The organism is Plantactinospora sp. WMMC1484, from assembly GCF_049315195.1.
Taxonomy (GTDB): Bacteria; Actinomycetota; Actinomycetes; order Mycobacteriales; family Micromonosporaceae; genus Plantactinospora.
In genome coordinates this window covers 589,757-612,431 of record NZ_CP186055.1, presented here as the reverse complement: position 1 = coordinate 612,431, position 22,675 = coordinate 589,757, and the positions used below count along the sequence as shown (strand labels likewise).

Here is a 22,675-nt window from a genome sequence, read left to right as displayed (position 1 = left end):
GACCGGTCGATCAGATCCCGCCGAGCCGGGCCGGACACGGGGCCACCGGGTCCAGCACGTAGTCGAGCGTACTCACCAGGCTGGGCTGTATCCGCTGCTGCTTCACCTGCGGCACCCAGCCGTCCTTCGCGACGATCACGTCGTACCGGCCCTTCGGCAGCCACCAGGAATACAGTCCCTTCTCGTTCGCCGAGAGGGTGTATCCGGTTGCCGGGTCGCCGAGCCGGTTGACCCGGACCGTCGCCGGCAGTCGCAGCTCGGCACCGCCGCAGGTCCGGCCGATGACCGTCCCCTGCACCTTGCCCCAGCTACCCGGCGGGGAGACGTTCATCTCCACCCCGACCACCGGCAACGGATACGGGCTCTCCGTCACCAGGCCGAGGTCGGCGGTGTAGGTGCCGGGCTGCGCGACCCCGGCTGCCGCCGTGGCGGTCAGGGTGACCGTGACGCTCCGGGACGCACCGGGTGCCAGGGTGAAGCTGGCCGGCGTGCTGCTCAGCCAGGAGGCGTCGCCCGCCTCCAGGCAGGACTCGAGCCCGCCCAGCCGCTCGCTGTCGGCCGAACCCACGAACGAACTCGGCGAACCACCGACCTTGTACGCGCCGCAGACGCCAGCGCCCCGATAGCGGGCGAACTGCGCGTTCGGCAGGTTCAGCCATGCCCCGGTCGCCGGGTCGTACGCGATGGTCCGGTTGGTCAGTACGGTCGTGGCGGCGGTGACCCCGCCGGCCAGCACCAGCATGCCGCCGGCGGCCGCGTACTGCGAGCCCCAGAGGTCGAGCGGCATCTCCGGCAGCGGGCTCCAGAGGTCGGTGCCCGGGTCGTAGACGTAGCCGTTCTTGAACTCGGTCGTGCCGACGCCACCGGCACAGTAGATCCGGCCGCCGATGCCGCCGCAGGACATCCAGGAGGAGCCCTGCGGATAGGAGTTCACAACTCCGAACGTCCGGGTGAGCGGGTCGAAGACTGTCACGTCCGCCGTGTCGACGGCGCACTCGTTGTCACCGCAGCCGCCGACGACGTAGAGCTTGCCGTCGACGGTCGCGAAGGCGGCCGCCGCCCGTGGCTCCGGATTCGTCACCCCGGGCAGGGTGCTCCAGGTGCCGGAGGCCGGGTCGAAGACGTCGACGGTGTCGACCGGCGCGTCACCGGCGCCCCAGCCGCCGACCGCGTAGATCCGGCCGTTCAGGGCGGCGACCGCCGGCTTCGACCGCCCGGACGGCATGTCCGGCAGGGCGGTCCAGACGTTGGTCGCCGGGTCGTACACCCAGGTCTTCCGCTCGGTGCCGGTGCCGGCACCGCCACCGATCGAGTAGACCTTGCCGTCCAGCGTCACCGCCGAGTTGTCGTAGACCGCGGCCGGCAGGTTGGCCACCCGGGCCCACGCGTCGTCCACCAGCGGCGCCGCGCCGACGGTGCCGGCCCCGCCGCCGTACCTGACGCCGGTACGGCCTTTGCTGAGCCCCTTGATCTTCTGTTCCACCAGCTCCGCGCCCCTGGCGGAGAGTTCGCTGAACCGGGAGGCCCGCTCCAGCGCCTGCACCGTGGCGGGCGCGTTGCCGGTGTTCGTCACCGTCACGGTGACGTTCCGGGTGCTGCCGTACGGCTGGTGCAGCTCCAGGTTGGTCGGGCTGACCGCCAGCCGGGCGGCCCGGAGCGCGAAGTCGGCACGCCGGGTCCCGTCCGCGACCACCGTCACCTGCTTGGTGAACGGCCGGTACGGCGACAGGCTTGCGGTGAACGGCCGCGCGCCGGTCAGGCTGGAGAAGAGCCAGTAGAAGCCGTCCGGGATGTTCGGGTCGTCCGGCGTCGCCGCCGAGACACCCCTGTCCAGCGGCTCGTTGTCACTGGTCACGGTGACGCCGTTGCGCGGTTCGCCGGTGTTGGCGTCGGTGGTGAAGCCGGCGACCAGTCCGCCCGGCTCCGGCGTGCAGAGCCGGTTGACCACTGTGACGTCGTCCACCTCCCACCACCAGGCGAAGGTGCCCTTGAAGCGGAACCGCACCAGGGCCTCCGCCGCACCGGCGGCCGGGTCGAGCGGGATCTCCTCGATCCGGGGACCGCGCCGGCTGACGGTCTGGTGCCAGACGTTGGTCCAGGTGGTGCCACCGTCGGTCGAGACGTCGACGTCGGCGGTGTCGCTGACCCCCACCGCCCGCCAGTCGCTGTTGAAGCGCAGCAGCGGCGCGTCGACCGCCGAGAAGTCCAGCGGCGGCGTGATCAGGTCGGTGTCCTGGGTGTTTCCGCTGCCCAGCGCGTCACTGTCGATGATGGCGAAGTTGCCGGTGCCGCCGGTGAGGTTGCCCCGGCCGGCCGGGTCGTCGAAGGCCCAGCCGCCCTTGTCGGTGCGGTTCACCACCGACCAGCCCTCCGGCGCCGAGCTGGCGTCGAAGCTCTCCGAGAGGAGCGGCTCGCCGATCCCGGCCCGGTAGCCGGCGGCGGTGCAGCTCGGCAGCACGGTGGCGGTGATGTTCTGCGTCTTCGAGCCGGTGCCGACCGCCACCTCGGTGCTGACCGGCCGGTAGCCGGGATAGACGACCGTGGTGGTCAGCCCGTAGGTGGCGCTACCGGGGACGGTGAACGAGTAGGCGCCGGTCACCGGGTTGGTGTAGACGGGGCCGCCGGGGCGTCCGGAGACCTCGATCTTCGCGTAGAGCGGCCAGCCGTGCCCGGAACCGTCGGTGACCTTGCCGGCGACGGTGACCATCCGGGCCGGACTCAGGGCGAAGTCCTGGGTCAGCACATCGCCCCGGGCGACGGTCACGGCGGCGGTCTCCGGGGTGTAGCCGTAGGCGCTGGCGGTCAGCTCGTGCGTGCCGGGAGGCAGCACCAGCGCGTACGTCCCGTCGGCGTCGGTGACGGCGGTGAAGGTGCCGGTGCGTACCTCGACACCGGCGACCGGCTCCGAGGTCGCCGCGTTGGTGACGGTGCCGGTGACCCGGCCGGCGTCGCCGCGCGGCGCGGCGCTGACCGCCTGGTACGCGTTGAGCCGCCCCTCCCCGAAGGTGTTGTTGTCGTCGAGGGTGCCGCCGCAGGTGAGCGCGTCGACGTCGGTGGCGGTGTCGTCGAGCAGGCTCTCGGTGGCCTCGATGTTGCCCTTCAGCGCGGGGGCGGCCGACCAGATCAGTGCGACGGTGGCCGAGACGTGCGGCGCCGCCATCGAGGTGCCGCTGCCGAGCCCGTAGCCGTTGCCGGGCAGGCTGGACCGGACGTTGCTGCCCGGCGCCGCGATGTTCGGCTTCACCCCACCGTCGATGCTGGACGTCCCCCGGCCGGAGAAGCTGGAGATGACGTTGTTGCTGTCGTACGACCCGGCCGCGTACGCCAGCGGGTAGTCGCCGGGGTTCTCGGTGGTGTTGCAGCCCGGTCCGTCGTTGCCGGCGGAGAAGCTGGGGAAGATGCCGGCGGCGCGCCAGGCGGTCACGGTCTGCGTGTACCACTCGTCGCTGCGGCCGCCGCCCCACGAGTTGTTGACGATGTCGGGGCGCAGGTCGGGCCGGGGGTTCTGCCCGTTGAGATCGGTCGGGGCGAGCACCCACTGGCCGGCGGCGAGCAGCGAGGCGTCGGAACAGTTGTTGGTCTCGCAGCCCTTGGCGGCGATCCACCGGGCACCGGGTGCCACGCCGATCTGGTTGCCGGCACCGTCGTCGCCGACCATCGTGCCCATGGTGTGCGTGCCGTGGCCGTTGTTGTCGCACGGCGCAGGGTTGGCGCAGACCCCGGCCGGGTCGAACCAGTTGTAGTTGTGCTCGAAGCCGCTGCCGGTGTTGCCCCGGTAGGAGCCGCGCAGGGCCGGGTGGTCGAACTGGACGCCGCTGTCGATGTTGGCGACGACCAGGCCCTCGCCCCGGACGTCGAATTCGGACCAGACCCGGGGCGCCTCGACGTTGCCGATGTTCCACTCGACCGCGTCGGTGCCGGCGCCGGTCGTGGCCCGAAACGGCTCAGGTTCGATCAGTTCGTAGTTACGACCGGGCTCGATGCGTCGCACGTCGTCCCGGGCGGCGATCGCGTCGAGCAGGGTCCGGTCGCCCTCGACCCGCAGCACGTTGGCGATCCAGTACGACCGGTAGCTCGTACCGCGTTTGTCCAGTTCGGTACGGAGGCCGCGCTGGCTGCGCTCGGCCGTCGTGGTCAGCGCCCGGTAGACCGCGGTGGCCCGGTCGTCGGAGTCGGGTAGCTTCGCCGCCCCGCTGAGCTCGGCGCGGTCTCGCATGTAGACGGTGAAGGTGGTGGTGCCCTCGGCGGCGAGTTCGGAGAGGAGCTCCCGGCTTACCTCCGCGTCGGGTGCGGCTGCGGTGGCGACCGCGGGCTGTGCGGTGACGGCGAGCAGCGCGGCGGCGGCCACGGCCGCCAGCCGCCAGCGTCGTGGCTGGTCGGCCCGGCTCGATCTGGATCGGTGCGGCATGCTTCCTCCCCCATTGTTCGGCGTCCCGAGTGGTCTCGGTGCCGGTCGCCCAGCTCCGGATGTCCGGGCTAGCACCACGCGTGTGCCCGACAATCGCTCACGGACAGCACCCCCCACATGGGCTAGGAGTAATGCTCTTGCTCCGTGGGGTAGTGATCAATGCTCGATGTCGGCCAGTATCTAGGCAGTAACTGGGCGTATCTCGGTCAGGAGTGAGCCTACTGCCCTACATCGGTTAGCGTCGCTGTTGACGCGCCCGGTCAAACCCGTTTGGCTAGGGCCCGCGCAGCCAACGGGGGAGGAGTGGAGCGAGGTGGCAAACGGAGAAGTCCCGCTGGTCGTGTGCGTCTCTACCGACGTCGCGGTCCGGGAACGCGTGGTGCGACGGCTGGACGACTTCGGCACCGTCGTGATCTGTTCGGACCTCTCCGAGCTGCGGGCAATGCTGTTTCCGACGGCCGGCGACGGGACGAACCCCGACCCCGGTCCGGTCAGCCTCGGCGAACTCTCCGTCGACCCCGGCGGCCACCTGGTCACCTGGCGCGGCGAGCCGCTGGCACTGACCCGGCTCGAACGGGAGCTGCTGGCCCGGCTGGCCAGCGCCCCGCTCGGGGTCTGGACCTACGAGCGGCTCTTCGGCTCGGTCTGGGGCGGCGCCTACCTCGGTGACACCGCCATCCTGCACTCGGCCGTGAAACGGCTGCGCCGCAAGCTGCGCGCCGTCGAGGGCGGGCCGCAGGTGCAGACCGTACGCGGCGTCGGCTACCGCCTCGCCCCCGGCCGCTGACCACCGTCCGGGCCGGTCTCCGGCGGTCGGCCCGACTGGCACCCCGGCCGGTCTCCGACAGTCGACCCGGATGCCACCCGCGCCGGCTCGATGCCGACGCTTCGAGGTCGCCGTGCCACCATGGCGGGCGTGAGCACAGACGTCCCGGTGCCGCCCCCGCCCGGCCAGCCGGCGCCTCCGCCGGCCAACCCCCGGCGGCGCTGGCTGCTCGGCGCGCTCGCCGGCTGGGCGGCGCTGCTGCTGGTGCTCACTCTCGTCTCCGTGCGCCGCGACGACCCGACCGTACGGGAGCAGCGCAGCATCGAGCAGGCCGGACCGGTGGTGGACCGGGCACTCGGAGAACTCGTCGCCGCGGCCGGGCCGGACGTCGCCGTCGAACTCGTGCCGCGGGTACCCGACGAGTGCGAACTCACCGTGCTGCGCGAGGGCGCGATGCTGGACGCGACGCTCCTGGTCCGCGCCCCGGAGGCGGACCTGCCCGCGTTGTTGGACCGGATCGCCCAGCGGCTGCCGGCCGCGTACCGGGCCGGGGTCCGGCACAGTGCCGACGGCAGCGCGCAGGTCCTGCGGGCCGACGCGGGAGAGTTCGTCGCGATCGAGGGTGGTCAGGCCGGCCCGGGCGTGCTGACGCTGACCGTCAGCACCGGCTGCCGGCCGGTCTCCGGCGGGTCGGACCGCCGCGCCGTCCCGTCGATGCCGCCGGTCGAGCCGGACCCGCTCCGGGTGCTCGGCGCGCTCGGTGCGACCGAACCGACCCCGGTCGAGCTGGTCGCCGCGGGCTGTCCGGGACGGGGCAGGGCCTGGACGGCGTACGCCATCGGGCGGGGGAGCCCGGCCGGCCCGCCGGGCGCCCTGCTGCCCCGGCCCGCCGGGGCCGTCGTGATCGCCGACACCACCGAGCTGTACGCCTACCGCAGCGGCCCGGTCAGTGTGGTGGTCGAGAGCGGCGACGGCCGGGTCAGGGTCGCCACCACCACGAGCTGCCCGGGATGACCGGACCATGCCCCGACCAGGGCTGTCCGGGACGGGGGCCGGCTGCCCGGCCGGAACCTGGGCCGGGCCGGCTGCCCGGCCGGAACCTGGGCCGGGCCGGCTGCCCGGCCGGAACCTGGGCCGGGCCGGCTGCCCGGCCGGAACCTGGGCCGGGCCGGCGGCCCACGCCGACCAGTCACGCCCGGTCAGTAGACCAGCGCCTGGGCGCCGTCGGCCATCGCCTCCTCGACGAAGACCGCCGCCCCGGCGATGCGTACCCCCGACAGCACGTCCGGCTCGCCGATCTCGCGCCGGGCGGCGCACTGGCTGCAGACGGTGACCCGACCACTGCTCAGGATCACGTGTAGTAGCTCGGCCAGCGGCGCGGAGTGCGGCAGCTCGAACTCCTCGGCCCGGCCCGGCAGCGCGAACCAGCTCGACTCGCCGGTCAGCCAGAGCGACACGTCGACGCCGGAGGCGACCGCCGTGGCGGCCACGGTGAAGGCCTGTGCGCAGCGCTCCGGAGAATCCGAGCCGGCGGTGGCCTTGACGACCAGGGTACGAGCCATGCCGCCAGCATAGGATCTACCCGTCATGGTTACCGAGATCGGGTTCGTCAGCCTGCTGGTCGCGGGGTTAGGCGCGCTCGCCGGTTACCTGGTCTATCTGGCCGTGAGAATTTCGAGAGGACGTTGGTGAGCGCGAGAAGTGGGCCGGGTTTGCGAGCCCCGCGGTCACGAACGGAAGGGACGCTGTGAGCGACAACTCGATCGAGCCGCCGCCCTGGCTGAACGCGCCACCGGTCGACCCGTATCCGTACGAGGAGACGTACGACCTGCGCAGGGGGCCGGACCTGCATCCGGCGCTGCTCGGGCTGCTGCCGTACGTCGGGCTGTGGCGGGGGCGGGGGCGGGGCGGCTTCCCCACCATCGAGGACTTCGACTACGCCCAGGAGATCCGGATCACCCATGACGGTCGGCCGTTCCTCCGCTACGAGTCGCGGGCCTGGATCCTCGACGAGCAGAGCCGGCCGGTCCGGCCGGCCGGGCGTGAGGTCGGCTGGTGGCGGGCGGTGCTCGATCCCGAGGGCAGGGGCACCGACGAACTGGAGGTCACGCTGACCACCCCGACCGGCGTGACGGAGCTCTACCTCGGCAAGGTCACCGGCACCCGGGTGGAGCTGGTCACCGACGCGGTGCTGCGCACCTCGACGGCGAAGGAGGTCACCGCCGGGCACCGGCTCTTCGGCATCGTCGAGGGTGCGTTGCTCTACGCCCAGGACATGGCGGCGGTGGGTCACCCGCTCTCGCCGCACCTCTCCGCCCGCCTCATCCGCGTCGGCGGCTGACGTGCAAGGAAGGGCCCCTTCTTATCGCTTTCTGTTGTAGAAGGGCCCCCTCCTCACACCCCCTCCCAGGTGAAGCCGAGCAGCTCGCGCAGTGCGGTGGTGTGCGGTGAGGCAGGCAGCGGTACGCCGTCCAGCGCACGGACCTCGGCGATCCCGCGTACGGACGAGGTGAACCAGACCCCGTCGGCCGCCCGCAGCTCGGCGGGGGTGACCAGGCGCTCGGCCGCCACCCAGCCCAGGTCGCCGGCGTGCCGGAGCAGCCAGTCGACGGTCACGCCGGGCAGGATCCCTGTCCGGTCCGCCGGCACGGTGTGCAGCGTCCCGCCGGTCAGCCAGACCAGGTTGGCGGTCGGCCCTTCCAGGGCGTACCCCTCGATCGAGGTCCAGAGGGCGTCGTCGACGCCGTTCGCGGCGGCCCAGCGTCGGGCGGCCTCGCTCAGCCCGTACGACGTGGTCTTGAGCCCGCCGAGTAGCCACGGCCGGCCGGTACGGGCGTCGGCGGCGATCCCGAGCGGCAGGGTCGCCACCGCGATGCCGTCCCGGCGGGCTCGGCGGGACGCGCCCGGCACGCCGGAGAGGGTGGCGTAGACGGTCGGCCCGCCGCCCTCCGGTCCCCGGGTGCAGACCAGCCGGAGCGCGCCCTCGGTCCCGGCCGGCCAGCCGGCGCAGGCGGTGTCGAGCAGGTCGCGTAGCGCGGCGGTGCCGGGTAGCGGCAGCTCCAGCGCGTTCGCCGCGCGGGCCAGGCGGGCCAGGTGCTCGTCGACCAGCCAGGGGCGGCCGGCGCGGACGTGCATCGTCTCGAAGAGGCCGTCACCCCGGAGTACGCCCCGGTCGTCCGCGCGGACCACCGGCTCGCCGGCCGGCACCACACCCCGGCCCAGCACCACGACCACCATCTCCGGGTGCGACATCCTGCCGAGGGTAGTCGGGGAGGAGGTGTTGAGCCGTGGCCCAGGTACGGCCGAGGGCGAACTATGCTTTGTCGGTGTCGGAATCGTCACTTGCGGAGATGCTGCGTTCCCGCGGACTGCGGTTGACGGCGCAGCGACAGTTGATCCTCGAGGCCGTGCTCGAACTCGGGCACGCCACGCCCGAGCAGGTGCACTCGGCGGTCCGGGAGGTCGCCGCCGGAGTGAACATCACCACGATCTACCGGACACTGGAACTACTCGAACGCCTCGGATTGGTTACCCATACGCACCTGTCCCACGGGTCACCGACCTACCACGCCGCGGGTGAGGACGCCCACGTGCACCTGGTCTGCCGGATCTGCGGGGCGGTGGACGAGGTCGATCCGGAGGTGTTCCAGCCGCTCTGCGACAAGCTGGCGGCGGAACGGGGCTTCCAGGTCGACATCGGGCACGTGGCGCTCTTCGGCGTCTGCGGCCGGAGCGACTGCGAGGAGCAGCGGGAATGAGAGGAGCAGTCGCGGGATGACCAAGGAGCGGCGGGCATGAGTGGAGTAGTCGCGGGATGACCAAGGAGCGGCGGGCATGATCGACATCGCGGGCGCGGTGGCTGTCGAGGCGATCGACGAGGAGACCCGGGACCGGCCGGCGCCGGAGCATGTTGCGGCCGGCGTACGCCCGGTGGCCGCGCACTACGGCGACCCGATCCGGGAGCAGCGGCTGCTCGCCACCGGCGTCGGCCTGGTGGACCGCTCGCACCGGGGGGTGATCGCCGTACCGGGGGTCGAGCGGGCGAGCTGGCTGCACACCCTGACGACCCAGCACCTCGCCTCGCTCGCCGCCGGGCAGGGCAGCGAGCTGCTGGTGCTCTCCCCGCACGGGCACGTCGAGCAGCACGCCATGGTCGCCGAGGACGGCGAGACCACGTGGCTGGACACCGAGCCGGCCGACACCGCCGGCCTGCTGACCTATCTCGACAAGATGCGCTTCTTCACCCGGGTCGATCCGCGCGACGCGACCGCCGACTGGGCGCTGCTCTCCCTGGTCGGCCCGCACGCCACCGAGGCGGCCGCTGTGCTGGGGGTCACCGACCTGGCCGAACCGGACGTGCTCGGGGTGCCGGGCCCGAAGTTCGCCGCCGGCTCCCTGCCACCCCGACCCACCGCGGTGTACGACGTACGCGCGCTGCCGGGCGGAGGCTGGGCGCGTCGGGTCCGACTCGGGGTCGACCTGCTGGTGCCCCGGGGAAGCCTGCCGGAGGTGGCCGGCACGGTGACCAACGCCGGCACGCCGGTCGCCGGGCTGTGGGCCTACGAGGCGGTGCGGGTGGCGCAACGGCTGCCCCGGGTCGGCTTCGAGACCGACCACCGGACGATCCCGGCCGAGGTGGGGCTGGTCGCACCGGCGGTGCACCTGGACAAGGGCTGCTATCGGGGGCAGGAGACGGTGGCCCGGGTGCACAACCTGGGGCGCCCGCCGCGCCAGCTCGCGCTGCTGCACCTCGACGGGGTGAGCACCGACCAGCTTCCGGCGGTCGGCGCCCCGGTGACCGCCGACGGCCGTACGGTCGGGTTCGTCGGCACGGCGGTCCGGCACTACGAGTTGGGGCCGGTCGCGCTCGCCGTGCTGAAGCGGTCGGTGCCGGCGGACGCGGCGCTGCGGGTCGAGGACTCGACGGCGGCGATCGACCCCGAGTAGTGGGCGACCGGACGGCCGGTGGCAGTAGTGGGCGGCCGGACGGTCGGTGGCAGTAGCGGACGGCCGGACGGTCGGTGGCAGTAGGGGACGGCCGGTGGCACGGGTTTCGCCGGCGGCGGGGGTGTCCGGAGGCCTCGGTTAGGATCCCGGCATGACGGGCACCTTGATCACGCTCGCGCCGACCGGGGCCGAGTCGGCGAAGGCCGAGGTCCCGGCGCTGCCGGTCACCCTCGACGAGCTGCTGGTCACCGCCAGGGAGTGCGAGGCGCTCGGCGCGGCAGTGATCCACGTGCACGTCCGCGACGACGAGGCCCGGCCGACCCTCGACCCGGGCCGGCTGCGGGAGACCGTCGCCGCGCTGCGGGACGGCACCGAGTTGGTCGTGCAGCTCTCCACCGGCGGCGCCGTCACCGATCCGGAGGCGGACCGGCTGGCGGTGCTCGACGCCGGTCCCGAGATGGCTTCATGCACCATGGGCACGGTCAACTTCGGTGACGACGTCTTCCTCAACCGCTGGGAGTTCGTCGTCGAGCTGCACACCCGGATGCAGGACCGGGGCATCGTGCCCGAGTACGAGATCTTCGACCTCGGCCACCTGACCACGCTGCGCCGGCTGCTCGACCGGTACGGCCTGCCGGCCGGCGGGCACGTGCACGTCGACTTCGTGATGGGGGTGCCCGGCGGCATGCCGGGCAGCACCGGGGCGCTGGTCGCCTGTGCCCAGGCGTTGCGCGATCTGCCCGACGGGACGACCTTCTCGGCGACCGGCATCGGCCGGAGCACGATCCCGGTGATGCTCGCCTCGGTCTCGGCCGGTGGGCACCTGCGGGTCGGCATGGAGGACACGATCACCTACGCCAAGGGGCGCCCGGTGGAGTCCAACATGCAACTGGTCGCCCGGGCGGTCGGGCTGGCCCAGCTCGCCCAGCGTCCGCCGCTGCGCCCGGCGCAGGCGCGGGAGCTGTTGGGACTCGTCGCACAGCGCTGAGGGGTGCCGGCCCGGCCGGCCGCCCCGGTCGGTACCGTCCGCGGCCATGGGCGAGATCTACGACGGTGGTGTGCCGCTGGTGGAGGCGGTCCGGTCGGGCTTCGTAGAGTCCGTGCACCGCGGTTCGGCGGTGGTGCTGGACGCGGCCGGATCGGTGCTGGCCGAGGCGGGCGACGTCACCGGTCCGGTCTTTCCGCGATCGTCCAACAAGCCGCTCCAGGCGATCGGGATGCTCGGCGCCGGGCTGCGGTGCAGCGGTGCCGACCTGGCCGTGGTCTGTGCCAGCCACCACGGCGAGGACCTGCACGTCGACCGGGTCGGCGCGCTGCTGCGGCGTACCGGGCTGGCGGAGTCGACGCTGCGCTGCCCGCCGGACCTGCCGCTGTCGGAGCAGGCCAGGGAGGCGCTGTTCCGGGCCGGTGGCGGGCCGTCGCGGCTCCGGATGAACTGCTCCGGCAAGCATGTCGGGATGCTGCTCGCCTGTCAGGCCGCCGGCTGGCCCGTGGACGGGTACTGGCACCCCGAGCACCCGCTCCAGCGGCGGATCGCGGCCACGGTCGAGGAGTTCGCCGGCGAGCCGGTCTCGGCGGTCGGGGTCGACGGCTGCGGTGCGCCGGTGCTCGCCGTCTCGCTGACCGGGCTGGCCCGGGCGTACCTGCGGCTGGTCTCGCCAGCGGCGGGCCCGGCGGCGCGGACCGTCGCCGAGGCGATGCGGGCGCATCCCGAGCTGGTCGCCGGCACCGGTGCGGAGGCGTACGACACCCGGCTGATGACCGGGATCCCCGGGCTGCTCGCCAAGAGCGGCGCGGAGGGAGTGGTCGCGGTGGCGGTGCCGGGGTACGGGGCGGTGGCCGTCAAGATCGACGACGGCGCGTCCCGTGGCCGGATGCCGGTACTGGTCTCGGCGTTACGCCGGCTCTCGGAGCCCGCCGGCAACCCGCTGGACGCTCCGATCCTGGACGAGCTTGCCGAGCTGCCGCTGCACGGCGGTGGCGAGGTCGTCGGCTCGGTGCGCGCCCGCTGGTGAGCCCGGCCGGGCTGGCCCTTGCCGGCTGTCCGAGCCGAGCGTTGGGCAGCTCGCCGAGCGGGGATGTCGGAACTGAGACGTGCACAACTATCGCTAACTCTGGCAAGCGTTTCGCTTGCAGGAGCAAGCAGGGGTCGTTACCGTCGAAGACATGGCCAACCCGAAGGACCTTCCCCGGGACATCGGTGGGTTTATCCGTGACCTGCGCCGCAACGCGCAGATCTCGTTGCGGCAACTCGCCGAGCAGGCGGGGGTGAGCAATCCCTACCTGAGCCAGATCGAGCGCGGGCTGCGCAAGCCGAGTGCGGAGGTGCTCCAGCAGTTGGCGAGTGCCCTGCGGGTCTCCACGCCGGTGCTCTATCTGCGGGCGGGGCTGCTCGACGACCGCGAGGGGCAGGGCGTGCTGGCCGCCATCGCGGCCGACCCCGACCTGACGATGCCGCAGAAGCAGTCGTTGAGCCAGATCTACGAGACGTTCCGCCGGGAGAACCTCCGGCACGTGGGTGCGGACGTCCGGCACCCGGACGTGGATGCGGACGTGCCGACCGGGCCGCCGACCGGGCTCGCCGGGCCCACCGGCACCGGCACCGGCACCGGTGGCGCTGGCGGTGGCGGTGGCGGTGGCGGTGAGGATCCGACGGGGGCCGTACTCGAATCGGTGGCGGTGACCGAGGCGGGCGCCGCCGCGCCGCCGGCCGGGACCCGACCGGGGGCCGAGTCCGCGCCGCCGGCCGGGGAGACCACGAGGACGACCACCACGAGGACGACCACGAAGAGGACCGCCAGGAAAGCGGTCAAGAAGGCCGCGCCGCCGGCTCCGTCGGTCGCCTCGGCCCCTGACGAGGAGGAGCAGCTATGACCCAGGCCCGTACCACCCGGATCCCCGGCCCGCTCTACGCGGTGGCCGGTGCCGGCGACATCGCGTACCAGCAGTTGCGCCGGCTGCCCGCCGTGGTGAGCGGGCTCGGCGACGAGTCCAACCGCACCGAGTTGCGCGACAGGGCCGTGGCGACCACCACCGAGCTGCGGCAGAAGGCCGCGCTGACCCTGCGCAACGCCAACTCCGGCGCGGTGAACCTGCGGCACCGCGCCGCGAACCGCGAATTCGACCTCGACCGGCTGCGGGAGGCGACCATCCGCAACGCGGCCGTGGTGGTGGCCGGCGCGCAGGCCGCCCAGGAGCGGGCGCTCGCCGTCTACGGCGACCTCGTCGCCCGGGGTGAGCGGGTCGTCGGCACCGGCGTGGTGCAGGCGGCCGACACCGTCAACGCGGACATGACCGCCAGCGAAACCCGGGCGGTGCCCGGCCCCGGGCAGCCGGCACTGAGCACCACCCCGGCCGAGGTGGTCGAGCAGCTCAAGGAGCCGGCCGCCGCAGCCGCCGCGACCGAGGCGGCGCCGGCAGCGTCGGAGGTGACGCCGACGAAGCCACCGGCCGCGACGCGCCGCCCGGCGGCGAAGTCGACCCGCCCGGCGACCCGGCGCACCCGCCCCGCTACCGAGAAGTAGCGGGCCGGCGACCCGGGTGGGTGCGGCAAGTGGCACGCACCCGGGGTCGCCGACATAAGCTTTCCGCCATGGCCCAAGCCGCGCCACTCTTCTTCGACGACGTCGTCACCGTCATCAACCTGGTGCTGATCGTCTTCGCCCTCGTGGTCCAGGGCGTCGCGCTCGTGCACTGCATCACCCAGCGCTCGGATGCGTTTCCCGCGATCGGCACGCTCCCGAAGGGAGCCTGGATCGCCATCCTGGCTGTCTGTCTGGTGCTCACCCTGCTGCTCTACCAGCCAATCAACCTCTTCGCGCTGATCGGCATCGCGGCGGCACTCATCTATCTACTCGACGTCCGGGTCGGACTGCGTGACCTGACCGACGGCAAGGGCTTCTGGTGAGAGACTTCCGCTGGCCACCGCCGCCCGACGGCGGACCACGGACGTACGGCCCCGGTCCGACCGCGCCGCGCAGCGGTCGGCCGGCGCTGCCGGATCCGGAGACCGAGCTGGTCGCCACCCCGCACGGCGTACGGCTGGAGCAGTTGGTGACTGGCGACGGTGACCCGGTCACGGTCTTCGCGCACGGGCTCGGCACCGGCATCTCCACCACCCGGCCACTGGGCAGCGCGGTCAACGGACGCAAGATTTTTTTCCAGTTCCGCGGTCACGGCCGCTCCGACGCGCCGGAGGGCGAGTGGAGCTACGCTGACCTGGCCCGTGACCTGCGCGCCGTCGCCGACCTGGGCGGCGCCACCCGGGCCCTCGGGATCAGCCTTGGCGCGGGCGCGCTCTGCCGGCTCCTCTGGGAGAGCCCCGAGCGCTTCGCGCGGGCCGTCTTCGTGCTGCCGGCCGTGCTCGACAGGCCCCGGCCGGAGGTGGCCCGGCGCCGGATCGGCGAACTCCTCGCCGCGGTACGCGGCGGCGACGCCGCCGAGGTGGCCGAGGCGGTCGCCTTCGAGGTGCCACCGGCGATCCGCAACACCCCGGCCGGTTGGGCCTACCTGCGGCAGCGGGTCGACCAGTTGACCCGGGACGGTCTGGCGGGCGGGCTGGCCGATCTGGCCGGCCAGGTCGCCATCCGGCAGCCGTCGGCCCTGACGGCCGTCACCGCCCGTACCCTGGTGATTGGTTGTGCCGGTGACGACCTGCACCCGGTCGCGGTCGCCGAGCAGCTCGCCGGGGCGCTGCCGGGGGCGAGCCTGCACGTCTACGACCGGCCCGGCCTGCTCTGGACGCACCGCGCCGACCTGCGCGAACGGATCAGCAGCTTCCTCAACTGAGGCAGTTTTCCCGACAGCGGGCGACCGGGAACCCACCGGCAGCGCGGGCGCCCACCGGCGGCGACCGGAGTACCGTGACGATCCATGGGCGTTCATCAGCACGGCCGGACCAGCCGCCTCGACCTCGCCGACCCGACCCTGCGCGAGTGGGAGTGCACGGTGCTCGCCGCCGACCCCGAGCAGGGGATCGTACTGGACAGGTCGGCCTTCTACCCGGGCGGCGGCGGTCAGCCGCCGGATCACGGGGTGCTGCTCTGGCAGGGCGTACAGACCCGGATCGTCGGCACCCGCAAGGGCGACGACCTCCACCTGATTCCCGCCGAGGGTGATCCGCTGCCGCCGGCCGGCACGGCGGTGACCGGGGCGGTCGAGGACGAGCGGCGCAGCCTGCTGATGCGCACCCACTCCGGGCTGCACGTGCTCTGCGGCGTGGTCTTCCGGGACTTCGGGGCCCTGGTCACCGGCGGCAACATGGAGCCGGGCGAGGCCCGGATGGACTTCAACCTGCCCGAGGTGCCGGGCGACTTCAAGGCCCGACTGGAGGAACTGGTCAACAGCGAGGTCGCCGCCGACCGGGCGGTCGCGGTCCGGGTGCTGCCCCGGGCGGAGGCGCTGGCGCTGCCGGACATCATCCGTACCCAGTCCAACCTGATCCCCGCCGACGAGCAGGAGATCCGGATCGTCGACATCGTCGGGCTGGACGTGCAGGCCGATGGCGGCACCCATGTCGCCTCGACGGCCCAGATCGGCAAGGTCCAGGTGGTCAAGGTGGAGAGCAAGGGGCGGGCCAACCGGCGGGTGCGCCTCCGGCTCCTCCCCTGACCGGTAGCACCGCCGAGACGGAGAGAAAATCCGGACGCCGGCTGTCAGGTTTCACTGCCAGAGTCACTACCATGACCGCAGGCACCACAGCAGGACTCACTGGAAAGATCGCCCTCGTCGCCGGGGCGACCCGGGGCGCCGGCCGGCAGATAGCGGTGCAGCTCGGCGCGGCCGGCGCGACCGTCTACGCCACCGGGCGCAGCACCCGGGAGAAGCGCTCGGAGGTGGACCGGCCGGAGACGATCGAGGAGACCGCCGAGCTGGTCACCGCCGCCGGCGGCGTGGGCATCGCGGTACGGGTCGACCACCTCGTACCCGACGAGGTGCGTGCGCTTGTCGAACGGATCGACCGGGAGCAGGGCCGGCTGGACGTCCTCGTCAACGACGTCTGGGGCGCCGACCGCTACATCGGGTGGCACAAGCCGATCTGGGAACAGTCCCTGGACGACGGCTTCCGCACCCTCCGGCTCGCCGTCGACACGCACATCATCACCAGCCACCACGCCCTGCCGCTGCTGATCCGCAACCCGGGCGGCCTGGTGGTGGAGGTCGGCGACGGCACCAGGGAGTACAACGACCAGAACTACCGGCTCTCCGCCTTCTACGACCTCGCCAAGACCTCGGTGAACCGGCTCGGCTACCTCTGGGCGCACGAACTGAAGGAGTACGGCGGCACGGCGGTCGCGCTCACCCCGGGCTGGCTGCGCTCCGAGCTCATGCTCGACGAGTTCGGCGTCACCGAGGAGAACTGGCGGGACGCCGTCGAGAAGCAGCCGCACTTCGTCATCTCGGAGAGCCCGGCGTTCGTCGGCCGGGCGGTCGCCGCGCTCGCCGCCGACCCGGACCGGGCCCGCTGGTCCGGGCAGTCGCTCTCCAGCGGCCAGCTCGCCAGGGTCTACGGCTTCACCGACCTCGACGGCAGCCAGCCGGACGCCTGGCGCTACATGGTCGAGGTGGAGGCCACCGGCAGCCCTGCCGACGCCACCGGCTACCGCTGAGGTGCAAGGAAGGGGCCCTTGTTATCGCTTTCTGTTGTAGCGGGGGCCCTTCCTAACACGTCAGGCGTAGAGCTCGGCCAGGCGGTGGGCAGCGGTGACGAGCCGGGCCCGCAGCTCCGGCGGCTCCAGCACCTCGACCTCCGGGCCGAGGCTGAGTAGTTGGCCGTACGCGACGTCGGGGGACTCGACGGGCAGCCGGGTGACCACCCAGCCGCGCTCGTCGGGCTCCCCGGCGTTCGCCTCCGCCTCCCGTACGGCGGGTGGCTCCGCGACGTACCGCAGGGCGTACCGGCCGGCAGGGCTGAGTCGTACGGTGATCTCGTCGCGCAGCATCTCCCGGACGAACTTCTCCGCCTGGCTGCTCCAGTAGCCGGCCAGCTCGAAGGAGTCGTCCCTGGTGAACGTCTCCGGCCGCACCGTCACCTCGGTGATCCGGTCCACCCGGTAGGTGCGGTACCCGGCACCGACCCGGGCCACCAGATACCACCCGCCGCCCTTGCACACCAGCCCGTACGGCTCGACGGTCCGGGCCAGCTCCTGCTCCCGGCGGCGGTAGCGGAACTCGACCGTACGGTCCTGCCACACCGCCTCGGCCAGCTCGGCGAGCCAGCTCGGCGGATCCTTCTCCCGGAACCACCCCGGCACGTCGAGGTGGAATCGCCGTTCCACCCGGGTCGACGCGTCCCGCAACCCGCTCGGCAGCGCGGCGAGCACCTTCAGCCGGGCGGTCGCCACCACCTCGGCTAGACCCATCTCGCCGGCCGGTCCCGGCAGCCCGGAGAGGAAGAGGGCATCGGCCTCGTCACGGCTCAGTCCGGTCAGCCGGGTCCGGTAGCCGCCGAGCAGCCGGTAGCCGCCGGCCCGTCCCCGGTCGGCGTAGACCGGAATGCCGGCGGCGCCGAGCGCCAGCACGTCCCGGTAGATCGTCCGTTCCGAGACCTCGAGTTCCCGGGCCAGCTCGGCGCCGGTCATCGACTCGCGGTTCTGCAACAGCAGGACGAGGGAGATCAACCGAGCGGCGCGCACACCTCCATCCTGCCTGCCGTGGCCGATAGGCTGCCGGTCGTGCAGACCCCCACCCCCGGCGATGCCGAACCCGGCGATGCCGAACCCGGCGATGCCGAACCCGGCGGCCCCGGCGCCGACCGTTCCGGCTCCGGGCGTCCCGGTTCCTTCCTTTCCGCATTCGGCTCCGGCGTCGGGCTGCTGTTCCGGGGGCTCGCGGTCTACGGCCGCAGCCCCAGGCTGGTGCTGCTCGGCATCGTGCCCGCGGTGATCTCCGGAGCGCTCTACCTCGCCGGCCTCGCCACGCTGATCTACTTCTCCGACGACCTCGCCGAGCTGGTCACCCCGTTCGCCGATGGCTGGTCGGAGTCGGCCCGTACGCTCGTACGGCTGATCGCCGGGTTCGCGCTGCTGGGCGTGGGCGGGCTGCTCGGCGTGCTCACCTTCACCGCGATCACGCTGGTGATCGGCGACCCGTTCTACGAGAAGATCTCCGAGCGGGTGGAGGAACGGCTCGGCGGTGTGCCGGACGAGGTCGAACTCTCCTGGTGGCGCTCGCTGCGGCGCAGCATCACCGACGCGGCGCGGCTGCTCGTCCGCTCGGTACTCTTCGGGGTGCCGCTCTTCGTCGCCGGGTTCCTGCCGATCGTCGGCCAGTTCGTCGTGCCGGTGATCGCCGCGCTGGTCGCCGGCTGGTTCCTCGCGATGGGCCTGGTCGGGGTGCCGTTCCAGCGGCGCGGGCTCCGGCTGGCGGAGCGGCAGCGGGCACTGCGGGCGCACCGCCCGTTGACCCTGGGCTTCGGGGTCGCGGTCTTCCTCTGCTTCCTGATCCCGCTCGGCGCCGTGCTGCTCACCCCGGCCGCGGTCGCCGGGGCCACCCTGCTGGCCCGCCGGACGCTGGGGCTCTCGATCGACCGACCCGCCGCGCCGGCCTGACCTGGACGCCGGCGGCAGCCGATCCGGGCGAGGAGCCGGCTGGCCGGCCGGGCGGGGGTCAGGCGGAGCCGCGGAGCACGAGTTCGGTCGGGAGCAGGACCGTCGGCTCGATCAGCTCGCCGGCGGTCAGCCGGAGCAGTTGGCGGGTCATCGTCCGGCCGAGATCCTGGATCGGCTGCCGCACCGTGCTCAGCGGCGGATCGGTGTAGCCGGCCAGTTCGATGTCGTCGAAGCCGATCACCGCCACGTCCTCCGGGACCCGGCGGCCCGCCTCGCGCAGCGTGCGGAGTGCGCCGTGTGCCATCAGGTCGGAGGCGACGAAGACCGCGTCCAGCCCCGGATCCTGGGTCAGGAGCTGCCGCATCGCGACCGCCCCCGACTCGCGGGTGAAGTCGCCCACCGCCTCGACGGGCGGGTGCCCGGCGTCGCGCACCTCCGCGCGGTAGCCGGCCAGCCGGTCGATTCCGGCCACCATGTCCTGCGGGCCGGCGATGGTGGCGATCCGCCGCCGCCCGGACTCCAGCAGGTGCCGGATCGCGCCGCGTACCCCGGCGATGTGGTCGACGTCGACGTACGGCACGGGTACGCGTGACAGGCCCAGCGGGCGGCCGCTGCAGACCACCGGCAGTCCCGCCTCGGCGAGGATGCCGGGCAGCGGGTCCGCGCCGTGCAGCGAGGCGAAGAGTACGCCGTCGACGTGCCCGCCCATCGCGTACCGCTCGACCCGCTCGTGGCTCGCCGCCGACTCGGCCAGGGTCAGCACGAGTTGCTTGCCGGCCGCCTCCAGCTCGCGGCTGACCCCGAGGATGATCCGGGGAAAGACCTGGTCGTCGGAGAAGACCCGGGTGGACGCCTCCGGCAGGACCAGCGCGACCGAGTCGGTCTGCTGGGTGACCAGGCTGCGCGCGGCGAGGTTGGGCACGTAGCCCAACTCCTGCACGGCCCGCCGGACCGCCTGTTGAATCGGCTCTGCGACCGTGGTCGAGCCGTTTACCACGCGGGACACGGTGGCCCGGGACACTCCGGCCCGTCTCGCCACCGCCTCCAGCGTGGGCCGCGCGCGGATCACCGCCATCTCCGCTCCTCAGCTCAGCCGCCGGGAAAATGGTTCCACGCCTGCCTGAAGGTCAACAACCCGTCGGCCGGGTGGTCGACAGGTCGGTCGCTTCGCCGGTGGGGTCGGCCTATCGGCCGGCGCGCAGTCCTTCCAGCAGCGAGACGTCACCGGCCACGTCCAGGGCGTCGAAGCCGAGCCGCCCCCAGAGGGCCAGCAGCAGGTCGCTGGCCGTGCCCGAGACCTGCGCCCTGGCGTGGTGGTCGTCGCTGTCCAGGATCGTGCCGGTGTCCAGCAGAGCGACACCCTCACCGCGCAGCCGCAGGTACCACTCCTGGCCGGCGTCCGCGGCGATCAGGTGGACGACACCGTGGAACGGCTGGTCGGAGGCGCGCCGGCCGGCCGGCAGCAGGGTGTCCAGCACCTCGCCGACGCCGTCTGCCGCGAGCTTGGCCTCGATCGGCTCCCCGGCGGCGACCGCCATCTGCGCGTCCCAGCGGTGCACCGCGGTCTCCTGCGCCATCCGGCGGTGCCAGAACCCGGCCCTCTTCGGCTGGGGTGCCCAGTTCCACGCCGGTGTCTCCGGGTCGACCCGCTCCAGCACGGTCATCAGCTGGTCGAACTCGTCACGCCACCACTCCACCGCCGCCGTACCGGTGGGCAGGCCGTCCGGCACCGTGAGCGGCCCGGGTGGCGGCTCGGTGTCGCCCCGGCCGACGATGCCCCGGACCCGGGCGTAGACCGAGCCGAGGTGGTGCACCAGATAGGTCAGGGTCCACCCGGGGCAGGACGGCACCGGGATGTCGAGCTGCGCCTCGGCGACGGTGGCGGCGAATGCCGGTCCCTCGGTGCGCAGTGCCCCCATCCAGAAGTCCTTCGTGCCGTGCAATCTGGTCATGAGCATCCTCCCGTGCGACCGGACCCGCCACCGGCCGGGCCACCCCTCAGCCTAGGGTGAACGGTGTGCCGGACGTTAATGCCCGCCCGATAAGTGCCACCGACTCCGCCGATCCCGATCGGCTGGCCGGTTATACGACTCTGCGGCTCGGCGGGGCCCCCCGGCAACTGCTGACCGTGACCGGAACGGCGGAGATCCCACAGCGGCTGCGCGACGCGGAGCTGCGGGACGAGCCGGTCCTTGTGCTGGCGGGCGGCAGCAACGTGGTCGTCGCGGACGAGGGCTTTCCGGGTACGGTGCTGCTGGTCCGGTCCCGCGGCTTCGAGGTCGTGGCCGAGGAGGAGACGGCGGTGACCCTCCGGGTCGCGGCCGGCGAGCCCTGGGACGACCTGGTCGCCGCCACCGTCGAGGCCGGCTGGGCGGGGGTGGAGTGCCTCTCCGGGATCCCCGGGTCGGCCGGCGCCACCCCGATCCAGAACGTCGGGGCGTACGGGCAGGAGGTCGCCGAGACGGTCACCGGGGTCGAGGTCTACGACCGGTTGACCGGCGAGGTGACCCGGATGGGCGCGGCGGAGTGCAAGTTCGGCTACCGGTCCAGCGTATTCAAGCACCACGACCGGTGGACGGTGCTCACCGTCGACTTCCGGCTGCTCCGCTCGACACTCTGCACGCCGGTGCGCTACGCGGAGCTGGCTCGTGCGCTCGGGGTCGAGGTCGGTGACCAGGTGCCGCTGGGCGACGCCCGGGCGGCCGTACGCGCGCTGCGGGCCGGCAAGGGCATGGTGCTGGACCCGGCCGACCCGGACACCCGCTCGGTCGGGTCGTTCTTCACCAATCCGGTGCTGGACGCCGGGGCGTACCAGGCGTTGCGGGATCGGGCCGCCGGGTTGGGTGAGCCGCCGTCCTGGCCGGGTGCGGGTGGCACGGTGAAGGTCAGCGCCGCCTGGCTGATCGACAAGGCCGGGTTTCCCAAGGGCTACCAGGCGGCCGGCGGGGTCGCCATCTCCTCGAAGCACACCCTGGCGCTGACCAACCGCGACGGCGGCTCGACGGATGCGCTGCTCGCGTTGGCCCGGGAGATCCGCGACGGGGTGCACGACCGGTTCGGGGCCATGCTGCACCCGGAGCCGGTCCTGGTCAACTGCGCGTTGTGAGCTGTCCGCCGGGCGGGGCCACCGCCGTCCAGGCCACCGTGACCTCGCCGAGCCGCCACCGGGCCGGCCGGTCCAGTACGGGCCAGCCGGCCGCGCGGACCGCCTCGACCGTACGCCGCCAGCGCTGCCGGGGGCCGAACGTGGCGTACGGGGCCGCGTTCCGCCAGGCGTCGTCGAGCTCCCGGATCAGGGCGTGGATGCCGGTGCCCGGCACGTTGTGGTGGATCAGCGCCTTGGGCAACCGCTCGGCCAGCGTCGCCGGGCCGTCGAGTGTGGAGAGCCGGGCGGCCAGGGTCAGCGACCGCGGGCCGGCCGGATCGACGAGCAGCCAGCAGGCCAGCCGGCCCAGCTCGTCGCAGGTCCCCTCGACCAGCAACCCGCCAGGTTGCAGCGCTCCGGTCATCGCCCGCCACGCCGGCCCGACCTCCGGTTCGGCGTACTGCCGGAGCACGTTGAAGGCCCGGACCAGCACCGGACGCAGCCCGGCCAGTTCGAACCCGCCCCGGGCGAAGGTCAGCCCGGGCGGGTCGGCGGCGGGCGCGGCGGCGGCGACGCGTACCGGATCGATCTCCAGCCCGACGACCCGGACGTCGGGCCGGACGGCGGCGGTCAGCCGGGCCCGCAGCTCGACCACGGTGACCGGGCTGGCGCCGTAGCCGAGGTCGACCACCAGCGGATCCCGGGCGTCCCGGAGCAGGTCGCCGCAGGTCGCCGCGATCCAGTTGTCGACCCGGCGCAGCCGGTTGGGGTTGGTGGTGCCCCGGGTGACCTCCCCGACGGGCCGGCCGGTCGGCGGTCGGTCGTCCCGCCGGGCCGGCTCGCCAACCGGTGCCGGGCTGCCCCGCCGGCCCGGCCCGGCGGTCGGCGTTGCGCCCGGCCCGGCGGTCGGTGCCATCCGG

23 protein-coding genes are annotated in these 22,675 nt (G+C 73.2%); 16 read left to right on the top strand and 7 right to left on the bottom strand.

Annotated features, from left to right (window positions below; translation table 11 throughout):
• Positions 1–10: 10 nt before the first annotated feature.
• The gene (locus ACN28C_RS02720; RefSeq protein ID WP_422772035.1) at positions 11–4,408 is read right to left on the bottom strand and encodes a S8 family serine peptidase; all 4,398 of its coding nucleotides are present in this window, start codon (positions 4,406–4,408) and stop codon (positions 11–13) included.
• A 313-nt stretch (positions 4,409–4,721) separates the two neighbouring features.
• Here ACN28C_RS02720 and ACN28C_RS02715 point away from each other — a divergent pair, with 313 nt between their 5' ends.
• Together ACN28C_RS02715 and ACN28C_RS02710 are read left to right on the top strand one after the other, a co-directional pair.
• Entirely contained in the window at positions 4,722–5,195 is a 474-nt protein-coding gene (locus ACN28C_RS02715) for a winged helix-turn-helix domain-containing protein (RefSeq protein ID WP_422772034.1), read from the top strand.
• Positions 5,196–5,324: 129 nt separating this feature from the next.
• Positions 5,325–6,188 carry a hypothetical protein gene (locus ACN28C_RS02710; RefSeq protein ID WP_422772033.1) on the top strand — a complete coding sequence of 288 codons (864 nt, stop codon included), beginning with the start codon at positions 5,325–5,327 and terminating at the stop codon, positions 6,186–6,188.
• Positions 6,189–6,373: 185 nt separating this feature from the next.
• On the opposite strand, the gene ACN28C_RS02705 is transcribed toward ACN28C_RS02710, so the two are convergent.
• Positions 6,374–6,736: a DsrE family protein gene (locus ACN28C_RS02705; protein ID WP_422772032.1), complete on the bottom strand. Its 363-nt coding sequence runs from the start codon at positions 6,734–6,736 to the stop codon at positions 6,374–6,376.
• 25 nt (positions 6,737–6,761) lie between these two features.
• Here ACN28C_RS02705 and mtfM point away from each other — a divergent pair, with 25 nt between their 5' ends.
• Together mtfM and ACN28C_RS02695 are read left to right on the top strand one after the other, a co-directional pair.
• A complete protein-coding gene (mtfM, locus tag ACN28C_RS02700) occupies positions 6,762–6,866 on the top strand; it encodes a small membrane protein MtfM (RefSeq protein WP_349337864.1) in 105 nt (34 codons plus the stop codon).
• A 55-nt stretch (positions 6,867–6,921) separates the two neighbouring features.
• Entirely contained in the window at positions 6,922–7,515 is a 594-nt protein-coding gene (locus tag ACN28C_RS02695; protein WP_422772031.1) for an FABP family protein, read from the top strand.
• A 53-nt stretch (positions 7,516–7,568) separates the two neighbouring features.
• Here the strand turns inward: ACN28C_RS02695 and ACN28C_RS02690 are convergent, their stop codons facing one another.
• Positions 7,569–8,426 (bottom strand): aminotransferase class IV, encoded by an 858-nt coding sequence (locus tag ACN28C_RS02690; protein WP_422772030.1) that lies wholly within the window; start codon positions 8,424–8,426, stop codon positions 7,569–7,571.
• A gap of 74 nt (positions 8,427–8,500) precedes the next feature.
• Here ACN28C_RS02690 and ACN28C_RS02685 point away from each other — a divergent pair, with 74 nt between their 5' ends.
• The 10 genes from ACN28C_RS02685 (at position 8,501) to ACN28C_RS02640 (ending at position 16,729) form a co-directional block, all read left to right on the top strand.
• Positions 8,501–8,932, top strand: coding sequence for a Fur family transcriptional regulator (locus ACN28C_RS02685; RefSeq protein WP_421496753.1), 432 nt, complete (start codon positions 8,501–8,503; stop codon positions 8,930–8,932).
• A 76-nt stretch (positions 8,933–9,008) separates the two neighbouring features.
• A complete protein-coding gene (locus tag ACN28C_RS02680) occupies positions 9,009–10,121 on the top strand; it encodes a YgfZ/GcvT domain-containing protein (protein ID WP_422772029.1) in 1,113 nt (370 codons plus the stop codon).
• Positions 10,122–10,272: 151 nt separating this feature from the next.
• Positions 10,273–11,109, top strand: a complete 837-nt coding sequence (locus ACN28C_RS02675; RefSeq protein ID WP_422772028.1) for a 3-keto-5-aminohexanoate cleavage protein — start codon at positions 10,273–10,275, stop codon at positions 11,107–11,109.
• Between the two features lie 46 nt (positions 11,110–11,155).
• Positions 11,156–12,136, top strand: coding sequence for an asparaginase (locus tag ACN28C_RS02670; protein WP_422772027.1), 981 nt, complete (start codon positions 11,156–11,158; stop codon positions 12,134–12,136).
• Positions 12,137–12,287: 151 nt separating this feature from the next.
• On the top strand, positions 12,288–12,995 hold the full coding sequence (locus tag ACN28C_RS02665) for a helix-turn-helix domain-containing protein (protein ID WP_422772026.1): 708 nt from the start codon (positions 12,288–12,290) through the stop codon (positions 12,993–12,995).
• Positions 12,992–13,645, top strand: a complete 654-nt coding sequence (locus tag ACN28C_RS02660) for a hypothetical protein (RefSeq protein ID WP_422772025.1) — start codon at positions 12,992–12,994, stop codon at positions 13,643–13,645. The genes ACN28C_RS02665 and ACN28C_RS02660 overlap by 4 nt, the downstream gene beginning before the upstream one ends.
• A gap of 68 nt (positions 13,646–13,713) precedes the next feature.
• The gene (locus ACN28C_RS02655) at positions 13,714–14,028 is read left to right on the top strand and encodes a DUF2516 family protein (RefSeq protein WP_422772024.1); all 315 of its coding nucleotides are present in this window, start codon (positions 13,714–13,716) and stop codon (positions 14,026–14,028) included.
• Positions 14,025–14,909, top strand: a complete 885-nt coding sequence (locus ACN28C_RS02650; protein WP_422772023.1) for an alpha/beta fold hydrolase — start codon at positions 14,025–14,027, stop codon at positions 14,907–14,909. Before ACN28C_RS02655 ends, ACN28C_RS02650 begins: the two co-directional genes overlap by 4 nt.
• Before the next feature lie 84 nt (positions 14,910–14,993).
• Complete coding sequence (locus ACN28C_RS02645; RefSeq protein WP_422772022.1) at positions 14,994–15,731, top strand: alanyl-tRNA editing protein; 738 nt, start codon at positions 14,994–14,996, stop codon at positions 15,729–15,731.
• A gap of 71 nt (positions 15,732–15,802) precedes the next feature.
• A complete protein-coding gene (locus ACN28C_RS02640; protein WP_422772021.1) occupies positions 15,803–16,729 on the top strand; it encodes an SDR family oxidoreductase in 927 nt (308 codons plus the stop codon).
• A gap of 60 nt (positions 16,730–16,789) precedes the next feature.
• Here ACN28C_RS02640 and ACN28C_RS02635 read toward each other — a convergent pair whose 3' ends face one another.
• A complete protein-coding gene (locus tag ACN28C_RS02635; protein ID WP_422772020.1) occupies positions 16,790–17,755 on the bottom strand; it encodes a helix-turn-helix transcriptional regulator in 966 nt (321 codons plus the stop codon).
• 177 nt (positions 17,756–17,932) lie between these two features.
• Between ACN28C_RS02635 and ACN28C_RS02630 the strand changes: the two genes are divergently transcribed.
• Positions 17,933–18,670: an EI24 domain-containing protein gene (locus ACN28C_RS02630; protein ID WP_422774942.1), complete on the top strand. Its 738-nt coding sequence runs from the start codon at positions 17,933–17,935 to the stop codon at positions 18,668–18,670.
• A 58-nt stretch (positions 18,671–18,728) separates the two neighbouring features.
• Here ACN28C_RS02630 and ACN28C_RS02625 read toward each other — a convergent pair whose 3' ends face one another.
• Positions 18,729–19,745 (bottom strand): LacI family DNA-binding transcriptional regulator, encoded by a 1,017-nt coding sequence (locus ACN28C_RS02625; RefSeq protein WP_422772019.1) that lies wholly within the window; start codon positions 19,743–19,745, stop codon positions 18,729–18,731.
• A gap of 109 nt (positions 19,746–19,854) precedes the next feature.
• A complete protein-coding gene (locus ACN28C_RS02620) occupies positions 19,855–20,622 on the bottom strand; it encodes a maleylpyruvate isomerase family mycothiol-dependent enzyme (protein WP_422772018.1) in 768 nt (255 codons plus the stop codon).
• A 65-nt stretch (positions 20,623–20,687) separates the two neighbouring features.
• Here ACN28C_RS02620 and ACN28C_RS02615 point away from each other — a divergent pair, with 65 nt between their 5' ends.
• Positions 20,688–21,776, top strand: coding sequence for a UDP-N-acetylmuramate dehydrogenase (locus ACN28C_RS02615; RefSeq protein ID WP_422772017.1), 1,089 nt, complete (start codon positions 20,688–20,690; stop codon positions 21,774–21,776).
• Here ACN28C_RS02615 and ACN28C_RS02610 read toward each other — a convergent pair.
• On the bottom strand, positions 21,760–22,671 hold the full coding sequence (locus ACN28C_RS02610; protein WP_422772016.1) for a class I SAM-dependent methyltransferase: 912 nt from the start codon (positions 22,669–22,671) through the stop codon (positions 21,760–21,762). The genes ACN28C_RS02615 and ACN28C_RS02610 overlap by 17 nt on opposite strands.
• Positions 22,672–22,675: the final 4 nt, after the last annotated feature.